Raw genomic sequence first — 23,912 nt, 5'->3', positions numbered from 1 at the left:
TTCGTCGCATTGGCCACGTTCGCCAACTTGACCGGCTCCGACGCGTCTACACCGCCCAGCGTGAGCTTGGTCTTCGTCGAATCGTCATAGGCGACGAACGAGTTCACCACGTTGCCGCTCGAGTCGACCGTCATGCCCATCGACTGCAACTGCGACAGGTTCACGGCGTCCGTGCTGCTCGTCGCATTGGCCACGTTCGACAACTTGACCGGCTCCGCAGCGCCTACACCGCCGAACGTGAGCTTGGTCTTCGTCGAATCGTCATAGGCGACGAACGAGTTCACCACGTTGCCGTTCGAGTCGACCGTCATGCCCATCGACTGCAACTGCGACAGGTTCACCGCGTCCGTGCTGCTCGTCGCATTGGCCACGTTCGACAACTTGACCGGCTCCGTAGCGCCTACACCGCCCAGCGTCAGGCTCGCGTGCTCGGACGTGTCGTACTGAACCGAGTTGCCCGCCGAAGCAGCGAGGGCCGAGCCGACGTCGGAGTATGTCTCGCCGCCGATCGTGAAGCTCGGCCGCTTGACCGTGCCATCCGGGTTGACTGCTGCGCCGCCGCCGATCGCAGCAGCCATGCTCGACAACTGGCTGACGTTCACTGCGTCGGTGCTGCTGGTACCCGCCGCCACGTTGATGATCTGGCTCTGCCTGGTGGCGTTACCCACCGAGACCACATTGGCACGATTAGCAACCGCGCCGTAGCCGATCGCCACTGCGTTCGCGCTGGTGACCGTGGAGTTCAAACCCAGCGCCATGCCGTTGGTAGCACCCGCGGCGACGATCGATCCATAGCCAATCGCGACGGAACCAGCACTGATGGCACTGGCATATGCGCCAACCGCCAGCGTGTTGAACGAACCATTGTTATCACCACCGGCGCGGCTGTTGTAACCGATCGACACCGAGTTGTCCGAGGTCGCGGCAACCGTTGCGCTCGCTCCGATTACGGTCGAATTGTTCGACAACGCGCCCGCGCCCGACCCGACGGCCGTACTGAAGTTACTGCCCGCTGCAGCACGCCCGCCGACTGCCAGTGCGCTGAGTCCGGTCGCCGCCGCCGCCGGGCCGATTGCCATCGCGTTCAGATCTTCCGACGCGGTGGTCATGGTCCCCTGCGTCGTGTTCGAACTCACCGCAATGTAGCTCAGCACCGCGGACGGGGTCTGCATCATCGACTTCGCGCCGCCGCTCGTGGAGGCCGTCAGCTGAGCCTGGAGCGCGTCCAGTTGGCCCACCGTAGCCGCATCGGTCAGATTGATACCGTTCGCGACGTTCGTGATACGTTTTTCCTGCGTCCTCGCGCCGACGGAGACCGTATTGGCCTCATCCGCCACGGAGTTCACGCCAAGCGCGATTGAATTGGAGAAGTTCGTGGTGGCGCCTGAGCCGATTGCCAGCGAATTGTCCCCGTTCGCAATCGAGTTGCCGCCAATCGCAATCGAGTTGGTACCGCCTGCCTGCGCGCCCGGCTGACTCGACACAATCTTGATGTACTTCAGGTTGGTCGCGAAGCTGGTGTTGATCTGGTCGATCTGACCGTCGACGGCATTCAGTGCCGAACCAACGTCGCCATAAGTCGAGCCGCTGACGAGGTAGCTCGGCGCGTTGATCGTGCCGTCCGAATTGACCGACGCGCCCGCACCCAACCCGGAAGCCAGACCGCTGGCGCTCTTGTACAACTGGTCGCCGTTCATTGCGTCGGTGCTGCCCGCCGCGACCTGGCCGGCGGCCAGGTTCGTCACGAGAACCTGCGGCTTCGACGTCGAGCCGCCGAGCGTGAGCTTGTCGTGCACCGACGAGTCGTAGACCACCGCGTTGGGCGAACCCGTCCCTGAACTACCGGCGATAGCTGCATTCAACTGCGCGACGTTGACCGCGTCGGTATCTTGCGTGCCTTCCGCCACGTTGACGATCTGACGCTCCGCACCCGTCGCGCCCACCGACACCGTGTCCGCACGATCCGCCCTGGAGTTCGAGCCCAACGCGACCGAGTTGGCTGCCGATGCGACGGCTGCGCCGCCGATCGCCACCGACTCCGTGCCATCCGCCGACGAGTCGGCCAATGAAGATTTGGCGTGGAAATACTTGACGCCCCGCGTGTAAAGGCTGTCCCCGAGTTGGCCCACGTTGGCCGCGAGCCCCGCCAGGTTCTGATTCGTCTCGTACAACTGGTTGCCGTTGACCGCGTCGGTGCTCGTGGCGGAAAGTTCGCCAGGCGCTACGTTGGTCAGCTTGACCGTGGTCGTCCTGTCCACACCGCCGAGCGTCAACTGGTCCTGAGCGGACGAGTCGTACTTCACCAGCAGCGGCGAGCCCGCGAGGCCGTTGGCCGCCATGTTGTTGACGATGTTCGTCACATTGGCAAGATTGTTCGACACGACGCCGACACTATCCGCGACGTTCGCCACGTCCTGGTTCGTCTGGTACAACTGCGCACCGTTCACGGCGTCCATGCTCAGCGCGCTGGAGATGTCGCCCGGCAACAGGTTCGTGATCTTCGTGCCGCCCGCACCCTTGAGCGTAATCAGGTCGGCTGCGGAAGTGTTGTACGTCACCGCGTTCTCGACCATACCGCCAACACCGCCGGTCACGCCGCGGATCGCTTCATCCAGCTGCGAAACGTTGACCGCGTCGGTCGCCGCGGAACCCGCGGTCACGTTGGTGATCTGTCGCGTGTAGCTCATGCCGGTGGCCGGGGACACGTAGCCGACCGACACCGTGTCGTCACGGGTAGCCTGCGAGCCCGCGCCGAGCGCAACCGAATTGGCCGCCAACGCGATCGCGCCCGCGCCGTACGCGGCGGAATTGTTCCCGAGTGCCCGTGCCGACGGTCCGGACGCCACCGAGTTGAGCCCCGTGGCCTGCGCATCCGTCGATGCATCCGCCGACGCGGAGTTCGCGCTGAAGTAGCGCGTGCGTTGATAAAGCTGCTTGCCGTTCACCGCGTCCGCGCTCGACGACGAAACGTCGCCGTCCGCCAGATCGGTGATCTTGTTGTCCGTCATGCTGACGGTGTCGAGCATGCTGATGCCGCCCGTGCCCTTGAGCTCGAGACGGCCGTCGTCGTAACCGGTGACGCGAGCCGTGATGTTGTTGCTGTTGAAGCCCCATGCGCCCTCGTCGGATGCCGAGTTGTTCAACGAGAACGACATGCCGGCGCTACTCTCGCCGGTCGAACTGCAATCCAGAAAGCCGACCGAGCTCGACAGCGGACCCCACGAAGAACCCACGCCACCTACGCCGCCCGGACACAGCTCCAGCCCGCCGTTGCCGGCGGTGGCCTGCGCTGCCGCCGTGCCCGGCAGCATGGCCACGCCGATCGCCATCGCGATCGGCATGAACGCAGCCTTCAGCGGCGTGGCCGGCCGGCTTGCTGTCTCCGTGCGGGACAGGATCGTCCCGGAAGATGCGGTTCCCGTTCCGCAATGCGTCTTGGCAGTCTCGGGTGCAGCGACCCACGTTCCGGACACGTCATTCCAGACGCTGATATACGTCTTATTCATATATTCCCTAAATAAAGGGCAAGCCCCGCTTGCAGTTCGATTTGAGAAATCGTGCACCCACGCTTCCCGCAAAAAAAACTGGCCGACACATTGCAGGCTCGACCCAAAGTTTTTCACGCGCTGCAAATTTAACTGGCGGCTCTATCTATAAAAATCAGGGAATGCGTAAATCATGTAGGATTAATCTTCATGAGCACGCGATAAATCGCAACGACCGACATTAAGCCCACCCAGCTTGAATCTGGGAGATTTCGTCGCATGCAATAAATCGTGATGTTGTGTAAAGGCTCGTGGCGTCTTTGCAACAGAAGCCGTGAGCCAGTAGCGAAACCGAATGCGTTGCAACGGGCGTTGGCCGCGCAGTGCCGAAAACATCGAAGCCGTGTCGCGTCCGCCTTATGCGGCGGGCGTACCCGCCGGTCCGAGCGCCTTGCATGGAGGGACCCGCGCGCGCGTTGCGCCATGAGTGCAATGGCCGGGCGTGAGCTTGCTCACGTTCCGGCGCCAATGAAAAGTTCAAACCAGAACTTAACAATTTATATACTGCGCAGTATGCGGAATTGCGTCATTGAGATTCGGAAATTTCGCAAATTTGCAAGACAGATACATTCCTATACTTCGTCCCGACACTGTTGCTCGTGCGTTTTTAGCAGATAAATCATTAATCCCGATTTTGCCGACAACGGCAAAATTCCGCACAACCGTGTCCAGCTGCCATCCGCTTTTTCTGGATTAACCTTTTTTAAAAGCAAACCATGAAACTTTCACAACTTCGCCGCAAGAATAAGCAACTCGGCCAAGGCATGACGGAATACATCATCATCGTCGCGCTGATCGCCGTGTCAGCTATTGGTGTGTATTCGCTATTCGGTCAGACGCTGCGGAATCAGACCTCCGGCCTCGCGGAAGAAATGTCCGGCAAGGACGCAAAAGACAACATCAGCACGGCGCAGACCAACGCAGACCTGGCAACGACAAACGCCGACAAGACGAAAAACATGGGTACGTATAACGCGGACAACAACAAGTAATCCCCTCCGATTGGCGATATCCATCATGAAACGCTCTGCCCGCAAGGGCAGGGCCAGGGTCGCCAGCGCTAGCGGGCAGGCGCTGGTCCCTGCACTGTTGTTTCTTCTGGTCGGTTGCATCGGCCTTTACGTGGCGTTCAACTCGTTCCAGATGACCAGCGCCAAGATCAAACTCCAGAACACGGCCGACGCCGCTGCCTACAGCGTTGCCGTGCTGCAGGCGCGCGACTACAACTTCTCCGCGTACACGAACCGCGCGATGGTCGCCAATCAGGTCACGGCCGCGCAGGTGGTCGCATTGAAATCATGGATCGACGAACTCGACGCGACCTACTCGCTGTCGAATCTCGACAGCACGGTCAACACGCTGGCGGATCATCCTGCGCAATGGAGCACGCCGAAACAGATCGGCAAAGCCGACATCGCGCCGGTGCGCGCCGCGCTCGACGCGCTGCTGCCCATCGTCGCCAGCGACATCGGCCGGCTCAACCGCGCGTTGAGCGTGGCGCAGGCCAACTATCACACGGCCGTGTTCACCGCGGTTCCCGCCACGGCAGACGCGATCGCGCAGCTCAATCAGCCCGACACACGCGTCACCCAGGGCTACTTCGACAGCGACCGCAATGCGGCGCAAAAAGCGGCGTGGGCCGCGTACACGGCCACCGTCACGCCGGCCGGCACCCCGGGCCAGGACGACTTTGCCGACGTGGTGACGGACCCGGACACGCTCGACCGCTTCGTCAAGAATCGCGACTCGGTACGCAGCGTCGCGCCGAACTTCCAGCAACTGAACGACAGCGCGAACAGGATCTGCGGCGCGAACAGCACGTTCACCGTGAACGTCACGCACGACGGCGGCACGCAACTGCGCAGCGATAAAGCCGGTTGGCAATCCATCGATGCAAGCACCGCGCTTCTCACCGTCAGTTGCATCGGGTCGTTCGAATCCATCGCCGGCCACGGCGGCAGCGCGAACGGCAACATCACGAGCTTCATGACAAACCCGCCGTTCGTGGCATCGCAAGACTGGGAGGGGTACGGCGGCTATTTCAACTTCGGCTACACGGGCACGACCATCCCTGGCAGAGTGCCGAGCTCGATGGCGGAACAGTTCAGCCAAGGCCCCGGCGCGCCGCTCGACCCGGCGAACGGCGGCCTGCTGCCCTACCAGGAAGTGAACGGCGTCCGGTACGCCGCACAGGCGCCGCGCATCACGATCGAAGTGACGCGCAACACCGACACGCTGATCAAGACCGTCGGCCTGCAAGGCGGTGGCGTCATGAAGGTCGAATTCAATGCGGCGGGCGGCGCGATGCGCGCGCTGTCGAGCGCGCACGCGTATTTCGTGCGACCGGACGAGACGTCGTTCGGCGTCGCGATCCTCGGCGGCCTGCTGAACGCCGATCAATGGGCGCGAGCCGATCAGGATACCGAACGAAAAACCGAGTACCCGAGCCTGTTCAGCCCGTACTGGCAGGCCGCGCTCGCGCCGGTCAGCGCCGACGAACGCGCCGCGGCCCGGCTGAGTCAGATCCCGGTCGCGTTGCAGCCCGATCCCGAGCGTCAAACGCAATGAAACAAGTCTATTCGAAAGCCACCGCGCAATCAGGTCAGGCGATGGCGGAATTCCTCGTCTCCATGGTCATGGTCATGAGCGTGTTGCTGCTCGCGATCGTCATGCTCGGCAAGTTCAACGACATGCGCAACCGCACGCTGATGAGTTCGCGCTACGTCGCATGGGAGCGCACCGTGTGGACGGACGGCGACGAGCAGAAGAACCTCGCCGCCGATCGAAGCACCACCGAAGGCTGGTCCAGCATCTACGGCAGCGCCGCGTTGAGCGTGAGCAAGGCGGATGACGAACTCAAAGCCGAAGTGATCCAGCGCCTGATGGCGGGCGACGCTACGCCTATCTCGAGCATGGACCGCAAGCAAACCCAGTTGGCCGCGTCCCAACCGGCCATGTGGAGAGACTACGGCGGCGATCCGCTGCTGGCGTCGGCCGATGACGTCGCGGTCGGCACTAGCGTAGCCGCCGATCCCGCCAGCGCGCAAAGCGGCACCGCCCTAGCCCAGTGGTCCGTTCCCACTGCCGACGGCGCGCCATACCTCGCTCACCTGAGCGTGCCGACCAGCACGCTCCAATCCGGCTTCGTCAGCATGTCGGTCGCGCAGAACAGCGCGGTGTTGAAGCGGCTCTGGCCGAAAGATCGCGACTTGCCCGCGTTCAGCGGCCTGACGTTTTCCGACACCAACGTACTGCTGAGCAACACCTGGGTACCGGACGGCGCGATCAACAACGAAAGGCTGTTCAGCCAGGCCGTGCCGGCGGCGAATGCGACGCTCGTGCCATCCAGCGGCTATCTGGGGCTGCAAAAGTACGCACCCGAAATCACGACGCTCGAATTCGGCCGCATTCAGCGCGACGTCGTCCCACCGAGCCGTTTGAGCCAATGAGCCGCGTCCCTCATCTCGTGCGCGGCGCTTGCGTCGCCGGCGCGCTGATCGCCGGCATCGCAGTCGCCGACGCCGCGTGCAACAAAACGCCGGTGCGGCCGCAAAGCACGGTGGCCATCGGGCGCGACATGACCGTCAACGGCGTGCCGACGTCGGTGATCGGCATGCAGTTCGCGGGAACGAGCGAGGACGTGTCGAAGGCGTTCCGCGATTTCTGGAGCCGCGCCGACGTACCGGCGCAAGGCCGTTCGAGTTCGTCAGGATTACTGCTGAGTGCGCTGGACGACGAATGCCTCTACGTGCTCAGCATCCCGTCGCAACCGCAACGCGGCAACACGCGCGGGCTGATGAGCGTGATCCGGCTCGGCGTCGGCCAGCCCGCGCATCGCCTGCCGGACTCCGCAGTGCCGCTGCCGGAAGACGGCAAGGTGGTCTCGGACGTGGAGAGCCGCGATCCGGGGCAGACCGGACGCACGTGGCTGATCGACATCCCCGGCGACGCGGGCTGGAATGCGCAGCGTTATCGCAACAGTCTCGCGCTGCGCGGCTGGGTCGGCGTGGGTCGTCAGCCGGACTATCGCTCCGCCAGCGTCGCCGCCGCGCAAGGCACGGCGTTCGCGATGCAGCACGGCAACGTGAGCGTGGACGTCAGTTTTTCGGATCGCGACGGCAAGACCGTCGCGGTCGTCAATGCAATAAGGAACCGCTGAGATGCAACCACGGGCACGTCCCCCTCTCTTTGCAACGCGGCCGAACCGGCAGCGCGGTCAGGCGTACGCGGAATACCTCGTCGTCACCGCCGCGCTGCTCGGCATTCTGCTGCTGGAGACCGGCGACACCGTCACGCCGCTCACCGCGCTCATCGCCGGCTTCAAGTCGTTTTTCAGCGCTTACAGCTTCACCCTATCGCTTCCCTGACCGGCGACGGTCAATCGTCCATGCTCAAGAAAATAAACCTCCGCTCGCTGCTCGCGAATTCCTGGGTGCTGCTGTTCCTTGCGGTTCTGGTCGCAGGTGGTCTCACGTTCCTGCTCTACAAGTACCTGAACGACCGCGAGGCCAAGCTCAAGGCGGACCTCGCCGCGCAAACCGTGCGCGCCGGCGTGCAGGTGGTCGTGCCGGCGCACGACGTGCCCGTCGGCACGCCGTTGACGAGCAGCGAATTCGTGTCCCGCGAGATTCCGAAAGACATGGTCTATGACGACATGATCCGACCGGACGACTTCGAAAAGTACCGCTCGGCGCATCTCGTCAAGGCGGTGCGGCGCGGTCTGCCGCTACGCGCCGGCGACATCGACGCGCTGCGCGGCCGTGACTTCTCGGACGCGCTACCGCCTGGCCAACGCGCGTTGACGGTGGAAATCGATACGGTCAACGCGACTGCTCTGATGCTGCGTCCGGGCAACCGGGTCGATCTGTACTGGCTCGGCAAGGTGTTCCGCGAAGATCACGCGTCCGACGACAAGAAAGTCGCGCAACTGCTGATGCCGAACGTGCTCGTGCTCGCCACCGACCAGGACATGCGGCCGCGCGACGCGGGCGAAGCCGCGCAGCAGGACCAGGCGAATGCCAACGGCAGCGCGATGAGCCGGCAGCAAGGCGTGGCGTACACCACGGTCACGCTGCAAGTGCCGGTCGACGATGTCGCGCGCATTGCGCTCGCGCAAAGGATCGGCGGCTTGCGTCTGATTCTGCGCAACGCCGACGACAAGGGCAACGCCGGCCCGCCGCTGGTGCAGGAAAGCGACGTGTTCATCGACCCGACACGCGGAACGTTGAGGACCGGCGGAGGGCCGGCGCCCCAGGTCGTCGAAATGATTTCGGGCGGCAGTTCGAATAGCAGCGTGCTCGTGAGTCCGGGCGCGCCGCCGGCCCCCTCGCGCGACACGCCGGCCGCCGCCGCGCCCGCCGATGCAGGGCAGCCTGCGCCCGCTTCGGCGCAGCGCGAGCCGAGCCTTTACGAGCAGGCCAACGCCATCGCGCAACAGTTGCAGAAGACCGTTGCGCCCAGCACGTCCAAGTAGAACTCAAGTACCGAGCCCAGGTTTCACACCATGAAAGTCAAACACAATGCGGCGCGATTGCGTCACCGGATCCTGCCGTCCGTCCTCATCGCCGTGGTGTTTTGCGAGGCGGCTCCGGCCGCACTCGCTCAGGCCGTCTATCCGATGGCCTCGGCCTCGGACGACGCGTCCGCAAGTACGCGCGTGCTCGAAATGTTCAGCGGCGAAGTGCGCATTCTCCACATCCCGGGCGCGATCAAACGCATCGCGATCGGCAACGGCAAGCTGATCACCGCGAATGTGGTCGACGGCAGCCTGATGCTGCTCGGCGAACGGGACGGCATCACGTCACTGGTGGTCTGGAACGAGAAAGGCATCGCGCTGCAAACCACGGTGCGCATCGCCAAAGCGGAGGTGAACGCGTCGGTGCAGCAGTTGCGCGCGGTGCTGAAGTCGGTGCCGGGGCTGCAGATCGATGCGATCGGCTCGAATATCGTCCTGTCCGGGGTCGTGCATCGGGACATGGTGCCGATCGTCAAATCCGCCACGCAGGACATGAAGAACGTGATCGACACCACCAAGGTCGACGAAGGAGACGCGCTGAAGAAAACGGTCCACTTCAAGGTGCAGATCATGGAGGTCACGCGCAACGGGCAGAGGAACCTCGGCATTGCGTGGGACAGCGCGTTCAACGGACCGCAGGTCGGCGGCGCCGCGAGCGTCGCGACCGGTGCCGCGAAAGCCGCCACTGCGGGCACGAGCTACTTCCTCGCGGGCATCGCGTCGAACATCACGTCGCAGATCAACTTTGCCGTCAGCAATGGCGACGCGTTCATTCTCGCCGCGCCCGAGTTGAACACGAAGAGCGGCGGCACGGCGAGCTTTCTCGCTGGCGGCCAGGTGCCGATTCCGCAATCGGGCGCGCTGGGCACCACCAACGTCCAGTACAAGGACTACGGGATCAAGCTGAACATCGTGCCGGTGGTCGACGCGAACAACATCATCTCCGCGCATCTGACCACCGAGATCAGCCAGATCGACCCGACGGTGACATACGGCGGCATGCCGGGCTTCCTGACCCGCAACACGAGTTCGGATATTTCGATGCGAGCGGGCGAAACGCTCGCGATTTCCGGCCTCATCAGCGCGGACGTGGCCACCAATTCCAACGGCATGCCGTTCCTCGGGCAGTTGCCGATCATCGGCCAGTTGTTCCGCTCGGACGCGTTCCGCGCAAAGAAGAGCGACCTGGTCATTTTCGTCACGCCGATCCTCTCCGATCCGGAGTTGGAGCCCAACACGAATTTGCTGACGCGCGCCGACCGGGTGGATCAGGCCTTCCGCAAGGAGTATGGCAATCCCGAACCGCTGGTCGCGGATGAGGAAAAGGCCGCGCATAAGATTGCGCCGCGTCAGCCGATCACGACCACGCCCGCGTTGCTTCCGACGCCGTTGCGCAGCACGCCTGCAGTGGAGCAAACGCAGACGCCGGCTTCGGCGCAGCGTGCGTTGCCGCCTCAGGCGCAGGACGCGGGTCGTACTGTGTCTCCGGCGCCCGTCTCCGATCACGCGCAATTCGAGCCACGGAGTTCAGATCGCGTTGCACCGCAGGCGCACGTGTCGGAACGTGCTGTATCTCGTCCATCCCCTTCGGCGTCGGCATGGACGCGAACAGTCGCGCACACGGATGCGCCCACGCCGGCCCCCGCCGCACCGCCTGCACCCGTCACCAGCACGCCGCCGGAAGGCGTCGCGGAGGCGCTGCGCATGCTGAACGCCGCGCAACGTCCGCCGGCTGCGTCGAGCACGCCGCGCGATCCGGCGCTGCCGGCTTCGAACGGCAAGGTCCCGCCGCAACAAGTCGGCGTGCTCGGCAACTCGGCCAACTGATCGGCGCAGTCAGAGAATCTCATGCTCAATCTTCAGATACACACGCGCAACGCGCCGATGCAGACCTTGCAGATCGAACTGGGCTGCACGATCGGCAAGAGTGCGAGTTGCGACATCGTCGTCAGAGGGATGCTGATTGGCAAGCTACAGGCGCGCATCGTTCGGGAAAACAACGCGTACTACATCGAGGACCAGGGCGGCATCGCGGCTACGCTGGTCAACGGCACGCCGATCACGCGTTATGGTCCGCTGACCGAGGCGGACCAGATCGAGGTCGGCATGACGACGATCAAGATCGTCCGCGCCGTCGCGACGGCGCCGGTCGTATCGCTGCAGCCGCTCCAGCAGATGCGGCAGATGGCGCAACAGCAGACACCGCAGCAGACGCAATCGGCACAGCACACACACGCGCCACAGCACCACGCACCGCACGCCGACGCCCCGGCGTTGCAGACCGCATACGCCGCGCCGCAAGCTATGGAACACGCTCCGCCCATGCATCGTGCGCAGCCAGTGCAGTTAGCTCAGGCTCACGCGTCCACGCACAGCGAGCCCTCGTTCATCGCCCGCGCTTCCGCGCTCGCGCAGACCAACTCGCCGGACCCGCTCGCCGCCGCACGAACCGCGTCGGCTTCAGTTGCGGTCGCCGCACAGACCGCGTCCGCACCAACTGCCACCACCGCCGCGCAACGCTTCCCCTCGGCCTACGACGTTACACCCAGCGCCCGTCCCCACCCGGCGCCCGACGCGCGTCTACGCACGCCCTCGTCGCACGTCAAACGAACCGCCGCCGTCGAGCTGCCCGTCGCGCCGATCAACAGCCCGCTCGGCATCGAACTGCGCAAGCAGGCGCACATGAAAGTGATCGCCGCGCTCGACCTGCGGCGTCTGAACGTCGCGCGCATGGAGGAGGACGAACTGCGCAAGACCGTCAGCGCCGCGCTCGACGACATCCTCAATTACGACCGCAGCTTCCACACGGCCGATGTCCCGCTCGACACGCTGAAGAAGAGTGTGTTCGATGAAATCATCGGGCTCGGGCCGCTCGAAGAACTGATCGCCGATCCGAGCGTGTCGGAAATCATGGTCAATTGCCACAACGAGATTTTCGTCGAGCAGAACGGCCGCCTGAGACGCTCGCCGGTCATCTTCACCGACGACCGCGCGGTGCTCGGCGCGATCGAGCGCATCGTCGCGCCGATCGGCCGCCGCATCGACGAAAGCTCGCCGATGGTCGACGCGCGCCTCGCCGACGGCTCGCGCGTGAACGCCGTGATCCCGCCGCTCGCGCTGAAGGGGCCGAGCATCACGATCCGCAAGTTCCTGCGGCGCAAGCTGAAAGGCGAGGACCTGATCAGCTTTGGCTCCGTATCGCCGGACATGCTCGAATTTCTGCACACCGCCGTCGAGCAGGGCGCCAACATCATCATCTCCGGCGGCACCGGCTCGGGCAAGACGACGCTGCTAAACGTGCTGTCGAACTACATTCCCGACGACGAGCGCATCGTTACCGTCGAAGACGCGGCGGAACTGCAACTGTCGCAACCGAACCTCGTGTCGCTCGAAGCGCGGCCCGCGAACATGGAAGGCAAAGGCGCGATCCACATCCGCGATCTGGTGAAAAACTGCCTGCGGATGCGGCCCGACCGGATCGTGGTCGGCGAGTGCCGCGGCGGCGAGGCGCTCGACATGCTGCAAGCGATGAACACCGGCCACGACGGCTCGCTGACCACGCTGCACGCCAACACGCCGCGCGACTGCATCGCGCGTCTCGAAGTGATGACGCTGATGACCGGCCTCGATCTGCCGGTGCAGGCGATCCGCGAGCAGATCAGCTCGGCGGTCGATCTGATCGTGCAGCAATCGCGTTTTTCCTGCGGCTCGCGCCGCGTCACGCATGTGACAGAAGTGAGCGGCATGGAGTCGGGCGTGATCACGCTGCAAGATGTGTTCGTCTTCAAGGAAGACGGCTTCGGCGAGGACGGCAAGATTCGCGGCGAGTTCGTGCCCACGGCCTACATTCCCGATTTTTATCAGGATCTGATTCGCCGGCGCATTTCCGTGAATACCGACATCTTCACGCGCGTCAACTGAGAGGCCGGCCATGACGCTCTCCGTAGTTCTCGCGCTGGTGTTCGTCGGCTGCGTTGCGTTGATCTTCCTGATCGCTCGCACGGGGACGGTCACGCTCCGGGCCGGCACGCGGCAGATGGCGGGCGAGATCGAGTCGTCGCTCGCGGATGCCTTCGTGTTCGTGAACCGGCAGAAGGCGGCCGCCTGGAGCCTCGTGATCATGATCGGCTTGCCGATCGCGGTCTTTCTGCTGACACGCAGCCTGTTGCTCGCGCTCGCGTCCGTGCCGATCGCGATGGCCGTGCCGAAGCGGTATCTCGCGCGAATGCGTCGCAAGCGGCTCGAAACGCTCGAAACGCAACTGCCCGATGCGCTGCTGATGATGTCCGGCGCGCTGCGCGCGGGCGCGAGCTTTCCGAGCGCGCTCGAAGCCGTGGTGCACGAAACCGCCGCGCCGATCTCGCAGGAGTTCGATCTGCTGATGCGGGAAATCCGCTTGGGCATCGATCTCGACATCGCAATGCGTAACGTCGAGAAGCGCATCCCGATCCCCGACTTTCTGATGATGACCGCGGCCGTCACGATCTCGCGCGAAGTCGGCGGCAATCTTGCGGAGTCGCTGGAGTCGGTCGCGCGTACGTTGCGCGAGAAGCTGCAGATGGAAGGCAAGATCAGGGCACTGACCTCGCAAGGCCGCATGCAGGGCATCGTGATGACCTGTCTGCCGCTTTTTCTGATGCTGGTGCTGCGTTACATGGAGCCGAAGGCGATGGCGCCACTCTTCGGGGAACCGGTCGGCTGGGCCACGCTCGCGGTGATCGGTGTGATGGAGTTCCTCGGCTATGTCTCGATCAAGAAAATCACCCACATCGACGTGTGAACCATGCTGCTATTCATTGCTTTTGCCGTCAGTATCGGCGTGATCGTGACGCTCGGCGTCGGCTACAAATCGATCAGCGGCCTGACCGCCGTCGTGCCGCCCGAGAATCGCGTATTCCTCGACCCGCTGCCGGCGTCGCTGCGCCCGCTTTGGCCGCTCGTCAATTTCGTGGTCCATCATTTCGGCGAGCGATTCAGTCCGAAGCTGGTCGAGAAAACCGATCTGCAATTGCGCCTGACGTCGCTCACGTTTCTGATGAACGCGCGGCAGTTCATCGCGCTGTCGATCATCGGCGCGATGCTGGCCGTGCTCGTCGCATTGGTGCTGATGCTGCTGCTCGGCCTGTTTTCGCTGCTGGCGTTGATCGGCGCGGGCTTTCTCGGCTACTTCTATCCGCGCATCTGGACCCGCGACGTGCGGCGCCGCCGCGTCGCGCGAATCCTCAAGCATTTGCCGCTCTATCTCGACTTCCTGACACTTGCCGTCGAGGCCGGCCTGAACATCAACGGCGCGATCCAGAAGGCGGTCGAAAAAGGGCCGCCGGGGCCGCTGAGCTGGGAGCTGGAACACGTGCTGCGCGATCTCAAGTCCGGGCTGAACCGCACGGAAGCGCTGCGCCGTTTGGACGACCGTCTGCGAATCAAGGAAGTGACCAACCTGATCGGCGCGGTCGTGCAGGCCGAGCGGATGGGCTCCGGGCTCGCGAAGTCGCTGCGCTTCCAGTCCGACCAGCGCCGCTCCGAGCGTTTCCAGCGTGCGGAGAAGCAGGCGATGGAAGCGCCGGTGAAGCTGATCTTCCCGCTGCTGATGTTCATCTTTCCGGTCACCTTCATCGTGCTGGGCTTCCCGATCGCGATGAAGTTCGTGCAGGCGGGTCTGTTGTGAAGATCGCGCGTCTTCACGTTCGCGGTCGCGATACGGGCGTCGCGGTGTCGATCACGGAAACCGCACGGGAACGGCTGCGCGGTCTGCTCGACCACGAGCGTCTTGCGCCCGACGCGGCGTTGCTGCTCGAACGCTGCGCATCGGTGCACACGTTCGGCATGCGCTTCGCGATCGACGTGGTGTTTCTCGACCGGCATCGGCGCATCGTCGCGATTCATCGCGATGTGCCCCGGCGCCGTATGTTGTTCAATCTTCGCGCGTCCCGGACCCTCGAAATGCCGGCCGACGGCGCGCGCCGACACGGATTGTCCATCGGCGATCCGCTCGTTTTCGAGGCGGCCTCGTGACCCTTCCACGTTTCAACTCAGGGCCGCCAGCGTCGCGTCGCACGGCATGGGCGCGCGGTGCGCGAAGACTGCGCCAGTCGGGTCAGTCGATGGCGGAATTCATCGTCATCGCGCCGGCGTTGCTGTTCGTGTGTTTCGGCACGCTGCAGTTCGTGCTGCTGTACCAGGCGAAATCGACGCTGGATGTCGCGGTGCTGGAAGCCGCCCGCGAAGGCGCGGTCAACCACGGCTCGATGCAGGCAATGCGCAACGGCCTCGCTCGCGGCCTCGCGCCGCTTTACGCGCGCAAGGCGAACGCCGACGGCGCCGCCGAGGCGCTGACGAAAGCACAAACCGACGCCACCGACTTCAGCGTCATCACGGTCCTCAATCCAACGGTGGCGGCCATCAAGGACTATGCGCAGCCGCACTACTACGCGGATGAGGGGACCACGTACACGGAGATTCCGAACGACTCGCTGATGTATCGCGTTTCGTCGATCCCGGCCGGCGCGCAGTCGGGCATGAACATCCAGGACGCGAACCTGCTGAAGATCCACGTGCATTACTGCTATGACATGTACGTGCCGCTGGCCAACAAGGTGATCTACTACGCGGCCAACGTGATCGGCAACATCGGCGCGGGAGGCCTTCTGACGAGCGAACCGGCCAATCTGAACCGAGACCCGTACGGCTCCGCGAAGAACGGCGACGATCTTTGCCGGACCCGGCTCAAGGACGGCATCGAGACAGGCCGCTGGCCCATTTCGCTGGATGCCGAGGCGATGGTGCGCATGCAGTCGCCGCTTAGGGCGTCGGCGTTGAACGATTCGCCGAATCCGTCGGATCCTGCGGGCAAATGATGGCGGATCGTGTGATGAGGGGACGCTCCGCATGGCGTCGCGTGGTGGCGGGTGTGACGTTGCGGGAAGGGCCGGTGTGCCGGTTGCCTGGGGCGGTCGGAAGGCCCAGGGCGCTTTTGCTCGTCGGCGTGATGGCGGCAAACATGGGCGTGTCTGCCGGCGCTCTCGCCGCCGATGCCGCAATGGTCCATCCACGCCGCACAGCGGGCGTGGTTATGGTGGTCGGCGGCATGAGCGGCGGCGACGACATGGACCGCGGCGCAGCGGCCTTACCCGTTGCTGCGCCAGCGGCAACGATCGCCGCCCCCGACGACACCGCCCGACGCTCAGTCGTCCTCCAACCCGGCGACGCTCGCCTGAGCGTGACCGACGCGATCCGGCAAACCTCCGCGGCGGTTGCCGCTCGCGTGATGGCTTTCTCGCCGATCATCGACGAAGCCGCGCATGTCGCCCAAGTCGACAGCGCGTTGCTGATGGCGGTGATCGACGTGGAATCCGGCGGCAACCCGCAAGCGGTGTCGCCCAAAGGCGCGACCGGCCTCATGCAGTTGATGCCCGGTACCGGCGAACGGCACGGCGCATCCAATCTGTTCGACCCGCGCCAGAATATCGCGGCCGGCGCGCGCTATCTCGGCGAACTCAAGCGTCAGTTCGGCGAGTTGCCGCTCGCGCTCGCCGCCTACAACGCCGGCGAAGGCGCGGTGCAAAAGTATGGCGGACAGATACCGCCGTACGCGGAAACGATGAGTTACGTGCCCAAGGTGATCGCGCGCTACCGCTGGTATCGCGCGGTAATGTCGTCCACGGGCGGCGCTTCGGTGCAGGAGGTGGCAGCGAACGCGCGCGGCCGGTTCATGGTGGTCCGCCCTGATCTCGGTAACTGAGTGGAAACTGTGCGGCACTCGCTCAGTGCGGCACGACCTCGCCTACCGCCGCGTCGATCGCCAGCTTGAGCGTCGCCAGCGCGTCGGCTACCAGCGGCATGAGCTTGCCCACCACCGCATGCTCGCGTTCGCGCGCCGCCGCTTCCAGCTCGGAGAGCAACGCGATCAGCGCGCCGCAGCCGAGTAGACGCGCCGAGCCCGCGATTCGATGCGCGGCGCTCGCCACCTCGTCCCACGACAATGCGCCGATACTGTCCTGCAACGACGCGAGCGTCGTTCGATTGGTGTCGGCGATCATCGCGAGAAGACGCGTCGCGATCGCGGGATCGTCACCCGCCAGTTCGAGGGCTTTCGCATGCAGCGCATGCGCTTCGTACGAGGGCATGAGAGGGTTCATCGTGCCGGCTCCGTTCTGTCATTGCGCCGACGCAACCCGGCAACGCCGCGCCAGATCGATCAGTTCCACCAACGATTTCGCACCGAGCTTCTGCATGATGCGGGTCTTGTGACTGCTGACCGTCTTGTTGCTGATGAACAGCGCGTCGCCGATCGCCTTGTTCGACATGCCTTTCGAGAGCATTTGCAGGATCACCAGTTCCTTATCCGACAGCATCCTCACCCGCTGTTCCTCGTCGCCGGTCCCGTCGACGGAGGGCGCCATGCCGCCGGTGGCCGTCACCGGAAACACGGTGTAGCCGGCCAGCACGGCTTCGACGCCGCGCATGATCTCCTTCATTTCCTGCGATTTGCCGACGAATCCGTGCACGCCGGAGCGCATCGCGCGCGGGGCGAACGTGGCCGGGTCGTGCCCCGACAGCACCAGCACCCGGATCGACGGATGGACGAGCTTCAGACGCGGAATCACGTCGAGTCCGCTGATGCGCGGAATGTCCAGATCCAGTATCGCGAGCTTCGGTGTGTGCTGCCGGGCCATTTCAACGGCAGTCTGTCCGTTGTCCGCCTCGATGACTTCCTCGATACCGAGCAACTGCATCAGTTGCATCTTGATGACCATCCGGAATGCCGGGTGGTCGTCGATAACCAGAATAGTTGACATGTGTGCATTCCCCTTGGAACCGTTCGACGCCGCTCAGTTCCGGTCCTCGTCAGCGCTGAAGATTCGTCAAACCGTGCGGCGCATCTGCTTGTTATTAGCGTCGAAAAAGCGGGCCTACGAAGCCGTGTCCGCGAGCTCCAGTTCGACCCGGCGATTGGGCGCGAGGCATCGTACCAACTCATCGCGCTTCGTTTGCTTGCACTCGACCCGCGGACTCGCACTGCCTTGACCTTGCACAATGATCGGCAACGTCACGCCGCGCGTTCGTAGATACTGCTCGACGGTTCGCGCGCGCAGCAGCGACAACCGCAGGTTGTATGCGTCGCTGCCGAGACGGTCGGTGTAGCCGGTGATTTTCAGCTTGCGCGCGGCGGGTATCTTCTTCAGATCGAGCGCCACTGCATTCAGGCGCAGTTTGCCGCCCGGAAGGATCGCCGCGACGTCCGAGCCGTCGAAGTGGAACAGCGAGTCGGCCCGCAACGTGATTTTTTCCGGCAACGGCGCGGGCGTCGATGCAGGCCGGATAGCCTGCTTGCATTGCAGCACCGTTTCCGCCGACTTGCGCAAGTTCTCCCGCACCTCGGGCAAGCGCGTCTCGGCATTGGCAAAGCCGCGTGTCCACGCGTCGTGCCCGGCCTGCATCAGTTCGACTTCGGCGCACGCGAGCGGCCGCTGCGCCGGCGGACAATGAACCACCGCGGAGTCGGCCTTGATGGCATTGACGATGTTCCAGAGGTCGGGACGCACCGTTGACACGGTGCGTAGCGCGGGATTCACAGCGGACACCGGCGTGCCGCGTTCGAGGCTCATCGTGATCATGGCAGCCTGGCCGATCGCTTCTTCGACGAAGCCCCAGTCGTCATGCGCGTTGCTGGCCTGCCGCGCGGCTTCGATCCAGCATTGCGCCTTCGCGTGGAAGTAGTCGGTCTTGTCGCCGGGCGACTGGTCGAGCCGCGTCTGCAACGACGCCAGTGTGGCGCGGTTGCCTTTGATCGATGCGTAGGTGTTGACCCATTGCGGGTTGGCGGCGCCCGCGGCTTCATTCTGCGAGGCGCCGATGCCGCTTTTCAGCACGCTTGTGTCTTCAATGCCGAGCCGTTCACGCGCGGCATGGTTCGCGCAGCCGGTTAAGGCCAACGCGCACACCAGCGTCGTTAGCGGGAATTTCATGGCCTGTCTGCGCCGAGCGCATTTTTTCTGGTAAGGCCCAGAGTATGCAGACCCGCCGCCGCCTCGGGAATGGGAACAATCTTAGAATCGCGTCAGAGAAATAGCCGATCGCGTTACTGGGTGGGAGTCGGCTGTCATCTCGCGATGCCCACCCTGATTTCAGGCCTTGACCGCCCGCGCGGCGTTGCGCCCGCGCAGCCATTCGAGTGCGAGCAACAGACACGTCGAGAACACGATCAGGATCGTGGCGAGCGCGGCAATGGTCGGGCTGATGTTCTCGCGGATGCCAGTGAACATTTGTCGCGGCAACGTGGTTTGATCCGCGCCCGCGAGGAACAGCGTGACGACCACTTCGTCGAACGACGTCGCGAACGCGAACAGCGCGCCCGAAATCACGCCCGGTGCGATCACCGGCAACGTGATGCGGAAAAACGTCTTCACCGGATTCGCGCCCAGCGACAGACTCGCGCGCACCAGGTTGTAGTTGAAACCCTGCAGCGTGGCCGCCACCGTCGTCACGACGAACGGCACGCCGAGCGACGCATGCGCGAGGATCAGCCCGATATAGGTATTGGCGAGCCCCAGCGGCGCGAAGAACAGATACATGCCGACGCCGACCACCACCACCGGCACGATCATCGGCGAGATCAGGATTGCCATCAGCAGACCTTTGCCGCGGAAATTCGCCTTGGTCAGCCCGATCGCCGCGAGCGTGCCGAGCACGGTGGCGACCACCGTCGCCGACGGCGCGACGATGAAGCTGTTCTTCGCGGCCATGCGCCACTCGTCGGACGCGATCAGGTTCTGATACCAGCGCAGCGACCAGCCCGGAATCGGATACACCAGAAACGTGCTCGACGAAAACGACAGCGGCACGATCGCCATCACGGGCAGGATCAGGTAAAGCAGCGTCAGCACGACGAGCGCGCGCAACGCGAAGTACCACACGCGCTCGACCAGCGACGTATGCGGTGCGAACAGGGGCTTGGCAAGTTTCATCGGGATCGCTCCGTTCAGCCCAGGCTCAATGACGAACGCGTGAAGCGTCCGTAGATCACGTACAGCACGAGCGTCGCGGCGAGCAGCAAGCCGCCGAGCGCGCACGCCATGCCCCAGTTGATCGTCACGTTGGTGAAGTACGCGACGTAATAGCTGACCATCTGATCGTTCGGTCCGCCGAGCAGCGCGGGCGTGATGTAGTAGCCGATCGCCAGGATGAACACCAGCAGCGCGCCCGCGCCGATGCCCGGATAGGTTTGCGGCACGTACACGCGCCAGAACGCGGCGAACGGATGGCTGCCGAGCGAGATCGCGGCGCGCTGATAGGTGGGCGGAATCGACTTCATCACGCTGTACAGCGGCAGGATCATGAACGGCAGCAGAATGTGCGTCATCGAAATGTAGACGCCCGTGCGGTTGAACAGCAGCGAGAGCGGATCGTGCAGCAAGCCGCTTGCGATCAGCGCCTTGTTCACGAGCCCTTCGCTTTGCAGAATTACGATCCACGCGGCGACGCGCACGAGGATCGACGTCCAGAACGGGATCAGCACGAGAATCATCACCAGATTCGCGCGGCGCTCGGACAGCGTCGAAATCCAGTACGCGAGCGGATAGCCGAGCAGCAGCGCGAACAGCGTCACGGCCGCGCCGATCACGAACGTGCGGCTGAACACCTTCAGGTAGATCTGTTGATCGGGATCGGTCGGAATGATGCGGCCGAACGCGTCCTGCTTGTGATCCAGCGAGGCCAGCAGATAGAACGGCGAGAACGTGCCCGCGTTTTTCGCGATGGCCTGCCAGTATGCGATGTCGTTCCAGCGCCCGTCGAGTTCGACGAACTTCGCGCGCACCTGCGGGGGCGTCAGGTGAAGCGGCTGGCTGTTGTCGTCGACGAACGGCATCGCGTGCGCGGACTTCGCGACCAGCGAGCGAAAGCCGGGAATCTCCACGTTCAGGCGACGCGCGAGCGCGCCCATGCCGTCGCTGTCGGCGACCGCGGTGAGGTCGGTGGCGAGCGCGGCAAACGCGGCGTCCGGCGGCGGCGTCTTGCGGTCCCACTTGCTCAACGCGCCGAGCGTGTGCGGCAACGCGTTGGCGACTTCGGGATTTTGCGCGGCGCGTGTCAACAGCGCGCCGATCGGCACGACGAAAATCAGCAGCAGAAAAATTGCCAGCGGCGCGATCAGCAGGAGCGCCATCGCGCGTTTTCTGGATTCCGCGGCCTTCAGTTCGCGCTTGAGGCGGCCGGTTGATTCAGGCGTCGAATCGGCGGCGATCGTCATCGTAGTCACACCCGTGTCTCCTGTCGACTGGAGTTAGCGCTTCAGCGCTTACTCCAGTCCCATGCAGAGCAGTCGACTGGAGTTGGCGCTTTAGCGCTTACTCCAGTCCCATGCAGAGCTGTCGGCTTTCGAGCGCGCGCCCTGCTTCACACCAGCGCGCGTTTCATTGCATCCACGCAGCGCGGCCCCGCCAATCGCAAAGCCGCGCCCGCTCACATCAACCGCTTACTTCGACGCCCACGACGAAAACCGCTGTTCCAGCTCATCGCCATGATCCGTCCAGAACGCCAGATTCTGCAGCACCGCGTTCTTGCCGTTAGCCGGCGAATTCGGCAGATTGGCGAGCGTCTTCGCGTCGAGCGACTTGATCGCGACCACGTTTACCGGACCGTACGCGATGTGCTGCGCGTAATCCTGCTGCGGCTTCGACGATAGCGAATACGCGATGTACTTCTCGGCCAGCGCCTTGTTCGGCGAGCCCTTCGGAATCGCCCAGTAGTCGAGGTCGTAGATGCTGCCGTTCCACACCACCTTGAGGTTCTTGCCTTCCTTCTGCGCGGCGTCGATCCGGCCGTTGTACGCGGTGGACATCACCACGTCGCCCGCGACCAGAAACTGCGGCGGCTGCGCGCCCGCTTCCCACCATTGGATGTTCGGCTTCAGTTCGTCGAGCTTCTTGAACGCGCGGTCCTGGCCTTCCTTGGTGGCGAGCACCTTATAGACATCTTTCGGCGGCACGCCGTCGGCCATCAGCGCGAATTCGAGGTTGTAGCGCGCGCCCTTGCGCATCGCGCGCTTGCCGGGGAATTTCTTCACGTCCCAGAAATCGGCCCAGCCGCTCGGCGCGGTCTTCAGCTTGTCGGCGTTATACGCGAGCGCCGTCGACCACACGAAGAACCCGACACCGCAGGTTTGCGGCGCTTCGGGAATCAGATCCGACTTCTTGCCGATCTTCGACCAGTCGAGCTTCTCGTACAGCCCTTCGTCACAACCCCGGCCGATGTCGCCCGATTCGACCTCCACCACGTCCCAGTTCACATGCTTGGCTTCGACCATCGCCTTCACTTTGGCCTGCTCGCCGTTGTATTCGACGGCGGTCACCTTGTTGCCGGTTTGCGACTCGAACGGCTGGTTGAAGGCGGCCTTTTGCGCGTCGCCATTCGCGCCGCCGAAGTTGACGACCGTCAGTTCGGCGGCATTGACTTGCGCGGCTCCCAGCGCGAGCGCGACAGCACCGACAGCGATGGCGCAGCGCGATTTCCCGATCTTGCTCATGGTGTGTTGCTCTCCTTTGGTGGTGTGCTTCAAGCTGAGTACAGTGCGACTTGTTATGTGCTGCTCTGCCTTGTTCCGCGTTGCGTCGAACCACAACGCGTTCGACGCGTTCAAGCTCCCGCGAACACGCGCAGATGCTCGGGCGCGAACTCCAGCGCGACCGGCGCGCCGGGCGCGAAGGTGTCGAGCGCGGCGGTACCGAGCGGCACCTTGACGAAGCACTCGTCCTGCTCGCGCACACCGCAGCGCATGCGCACGTGGTCGCCGAAATAGATCAGCCCGCGCGCTTCGCCGCTGAGCGCGTTGGCGCCCGGCCGCATCGAGCCGTTCGCGAGCTTCATGCGCTCGGGTCGGATGCAGGCGATCGCTGGCGAACCCGCCCGCGCGCCGCCGATATTACGGCCGGTCAAACGCGTGCCGTCGCTCAGATGAAATTCGCAGTACTCGCCTTCGACATTGGCGATCGTGCCGCGCAGTTTGTTGCTGTCGCCGATGAAGTTCGCGACGAACTCGTTGCACGGCGATTCGTAGAGGCGGTCGACCGTATCGAGCTGCTGCACGATGCCTTTGTCGAACACCGCGACGCGGTCGGACATGGTGAGCGCTTCGCCCTGATCGTGCGTGACGTACACGAACGTGACGCCGAGCTTCTCGTGCAGCGATTTGAGTTCGTACTGCATGTGTTCGCGCAGCTGTTTGTCGAGCGCGCCGAGCGGCTCGTCCATCAGCACGAGCTTCGGTTCGAACACCAGCGCCCGCGCAAGCGCGATGCGCTGCTGCTGGCCGCCGGACAGTTGCGCCGGATAGCGCTTCGCGAAGCTCTCCATGCGCACCATCTTCAGCGCGTTGTTGGTGCGATGCGCGCGCTCTTCCGCGGAGAGTTTGCGCACGGTCAACGGATACGCGACGTTCTGTTCGACCGTCAGATGCGGAAACAGCGCGTAGTTCTGAAACACCATGCCGATGTTGCGCTTGTGCGGGGGCACCGTATTGAGCAGCGTGCCGTCGAGCCAGATCTCGCCGCCGGTGGGAAATTCGAAGCCCGCCAGCATCATGAGGCAGGTGGTCTTGCCGGAGCCGGACGGCCCGAGCAGCGTCAGGAATTCGCCCTGATAGATGTCCAGATCGAGCTGTTTGACGACCAGCGTTTCGCCGTCGTACGTCTTGCGTACACCTCGAAAGCTGACGATCACGTCATCGGTTTTCATCCTTTCGTCTCCTCTTCGATCTGGCGGGCAGCAGTTGCATGCCGGCGGGATTGCATCGATTGCGTGGCTCACTATAGACCGTTACGGTTCTACAATATGGAACCATTTCATTATTCCGGATA

Annotated in this window: 21 protein-coding genes; 13 read left to right on the top strand and 8 right to left on the bottom strand. The window is 63.9% G+C overall.

The window, feature by feature from the left end; all coding sequences use genetic code 11:
• On the bottom strand, positions 1-3,506 hold a 3,506-nt coding region (locus BGI01S_RS15870; RefSeq protein WP_042326875.1), incomplete at its 3' end, for an ESPR-type extended signal peptide-containing protein.
• A 755-nt stretch (positions 3,507-4,261) separates the two neighbouring features.
• Here BGI01S_RS15870 and BGI01S_RS15865 point away from each other — a divergent pair.
• From BGI01S_RS15865 to BGI01S_RS15805, 13 genes are all read left to right on the top strand, one after another.
• Complete coding sequence (locus tag BGI01S_RS15865; RefSeq protein ID WP_042326766.1) at positions 4,262-4,537, top strand: Flp family type IVb pilin; 276 nt, start codon at positions 4,262-4,264, stop codon at positions 4,535-4,537.
• A 25-nt stretch (positions 4,538-4,562) separates the two neighbouring features.
• Positions 4,563-6,113, top strand: coding sequence for a pilus assembly protein TadG-related protein (locus BGI01S_RS15860; protein WP_042326764.1), 1,551 nt, complete (start codon positions 4,563-4,565; stop codon positions 6,111-6,113).
• The gene (locus tag BGI01S_RS15855; RefSeq protein WP_042326761.1) at positions 6,110-6,994 is read left to right on the top strand and encodes a hypothetical protein; all 885 of its coding nucleotides are present in this window, start codon (positions 6,110-6,112) and stop codon (positions 6,992-6,994) included. Before BGI01S_RS15860 ends, BGI01S_RS15855 begins: the two co-directional genes overlap by 4 nt.
• Positions 6,991-7,704, top strand: a complete 714-nt coding sequence (locus BGI01S_RS15850; RefSeq protein WP_042326760.1) for a hypothetical protein — start codon at positions 6,991-6,993, stop codon at positions 7,702-7,704. Before BGI01S_RS15855 ends, BGI01S_RS15850 begins: the two co-directional genes overlap by 4 nt.
• A gap of 1 nt (position 7,705) precedes the next feature.
• Positions 7,706-7,912: a hypothetical protein gene (locus BGI01S_RS15845; protein WP_042326759.1), complete on the top strand. Its 207-nt coding sequence runs from the start codon at positions 7,706-7,708 to the stop codon at positions 7,910-7,912.
• Positions 7,913-7,932: 20 nt separating this feature from the next.
• Entirely contained in the window at positions 7,933-9,018 is a 1,086-nt protein-coding gene (gene cpaB, locus BGI01S_RS15840; RefSeq protein WP_042326757.1) for a Flp pilus assembly protein CpaB, read from the top strand.
• Positions 9,019-9,048: 30 nt separating this feature from the next.
• A complete protein-coding gene (locus BGI01S_RS15835; RefSeq protein ID WP_042326756.1) occupies positions 9,049-10,887 on the top strand; it encodes a type II and III secretion system protein family protein in 1,839 nt (612 codons plus the stop codon).
• 21 nt (positions 10,888-10,908) lie between these two features.
• On the top strand, positions 10,909-12,981 hold the full coding sequence (locus BGI01S_RS15830; RefSeq protein ID WP_042326754.1) for an ATPase, T2SS/T4P/T4SS family: 2,073 nt from the start codon (positions 10,909-10,911) through the stop codon (positions 12,979-12,981).
• Between the two features lie 10 nt (positions 12,982-12,991).
• On the top strand, positions 12,992-13,840 hold the full coding sequence (locus tag BGI01S_RS15825; protein ID WP_042326753.1) for a type II secretion system F family protein: 849 nt from the start codon (positions 12,992-12,994) through the stop codon (positions 13,838-13,840).
• 3 nt (positions 13,841-13,843) lie between these two features.
• Complete coding sequence (locus BGI01S_RS15820; RefSeq protein WP_042326752.1) at positions 13,844-14,725, top strand: type II secretion system F family protein; 882 nt, start codon at positions 13,844-13,846, stop codon at positions 14,723-14,725.
• Positions 14,722-15,072 (top strand): DUF192 domain-containing protein, encoded by a 351-nt coding sequence (locus BGI01S_RS15815; protein WP_042326750.1) that lies wholly within the window; start codon positions 14,722-14,724, stop codon positions 15,070-15,072. Before BGI01S_RS15820 ends, BGI01S_RS15815 begins: the two co-directional genes overlap by 4 nt.
• 89 nt (positions 15,073-15,161) lie before the next feature.
• Positions 15,162-15,914 carry a TadE family protein gene (locus tag BGI01S_RS15810; protein WP_084585379.1) on the top strand — a complete coding sequence of 251 codons (753 nt, stop codon included), beginning with the start codon at positions 15,162-15,164 and terminating at the stop codon, positions 15,912-15,914.
• Positions 15,915-15,928: 14 nt separating this feature from the next.
• Positions 15,929-16,798 carry a lytic transglycosylase domain-containing protein gene (locus BGI01S_RS15805; protein WP_255219743.1) on the top strand — a complete coding sequence of 290 codons (870 nt, stop codon included), beginning with the start codon at positions 15,929-15,931 and terminating at the stop codon, positions 16,796-16,798.
• Between the two features lie 22 nt (positions 16,799-16,820).
• On the opposite strand, the gene BGI01S_RS15800 is transcribed toward BGI01S_RS15805, so the two are convergent.
• From BGI01S_RS15800 to BGI01S_RS15770, 7 genes are all read right to left on the bottom strand, one after another.
• On the bottom strand, positions 16,821-17,195 hold the full coding sequence (locus BGI01S_RS15800) for an Hpt domain-containing protein (protein WP_042326747.1): 375 nt from the start codon (positions 17,193-17,195) through the stop codon (positions 16,821-16,823).
• Positions 17,196-17,213: 18 nt separating this feature from the next.
• Positions 17,214-17,855: a response regulator transcription factor gene (locus BGI01S_RS15795; RefSeq protein WP_042326745.1), complete on the bottom strand. Its 642-nt coding sequence runs from the start codon at positions 17,853-17,855 to the stop codon at positions 17,214-17,216.
• Positions 17,856-17,969: 114 nt separating this feature from the next.
• On the bottom strand, positions 17,970-19,025 hold the full coding sequence (locus BGI01S_RS15790; RefSeq protein ID WP_042326743.1) for an OmpA family protein: 1,056 nt from the start codon (positions 19,023-19,025) through the stop codon (positions 17,970-17,972).
• A gap of 159 nt (positions 19,026-19,184) precedes the next feature.
• Positions 19,185-20,024, bottom strand: coding sequence for an ABC transporter permease (locus BGI01S_RS15785; protein ID WP_042326741.1), 840 nt, complete (start codon positions 20,022-20,024; stop codon positions 19,185-19,187).
• Between the two features lie 14 nt (positions 20,025-20,038).
• Positions 20,039-21,316, bottom strand: a complete 1,278-nt coding sequence (locus tag BGI01S_RS15780) for an ABC transporter permease (RefSeq protein ID WP_042326740.1) — start codon at positions 21,314-21,316, stop codon at positions 20,039-20,041.
• Between the two features lie 216 nt (positions 21,317-21,532).
• Positions 21,533-22,804 (bottom strand): ABC transporter substrate-binding protein, encoded by a 1,272-nt coding sequence (locus tag BGI01S_RS15775; protein WP_408638628.1) that lies wholly within the window; start codon positions 22,802-22,804, stop codon positions 21,533-21,535.
• A complete protein-coding gene (locus BGI01S_RS15770; RefSeq protein WP_042326737.1) occupies positions 22,693-23,790 on the bottom strand; it encodes an ABC transporter ATP-binding protein in 1,098 nt (365 codons plus the stop codon). The genes BGI01S_RS15775 and BGI01S_RS15770 overlap by 112 nt, the downstream gene beginning before the upstream one ends.
• Positions 23,791-23,912: the final 122 nt, after the last annotated feature.

This window comes from Paraburkholderia ginsengisoli NBRC 100965, assembly GCF_000739735.1.
Classification (GTDB): domain Bacteria; phylum Pseudomonadota; class Gammaproteobacteria; order Burkholderiales; family Burkholderiaceae; genus Paraburkholderia; species Paraburkholderia ginsengisoli.
This window is presented reverse-complemented; position numbering and strand designations above follow the sequence as displayed.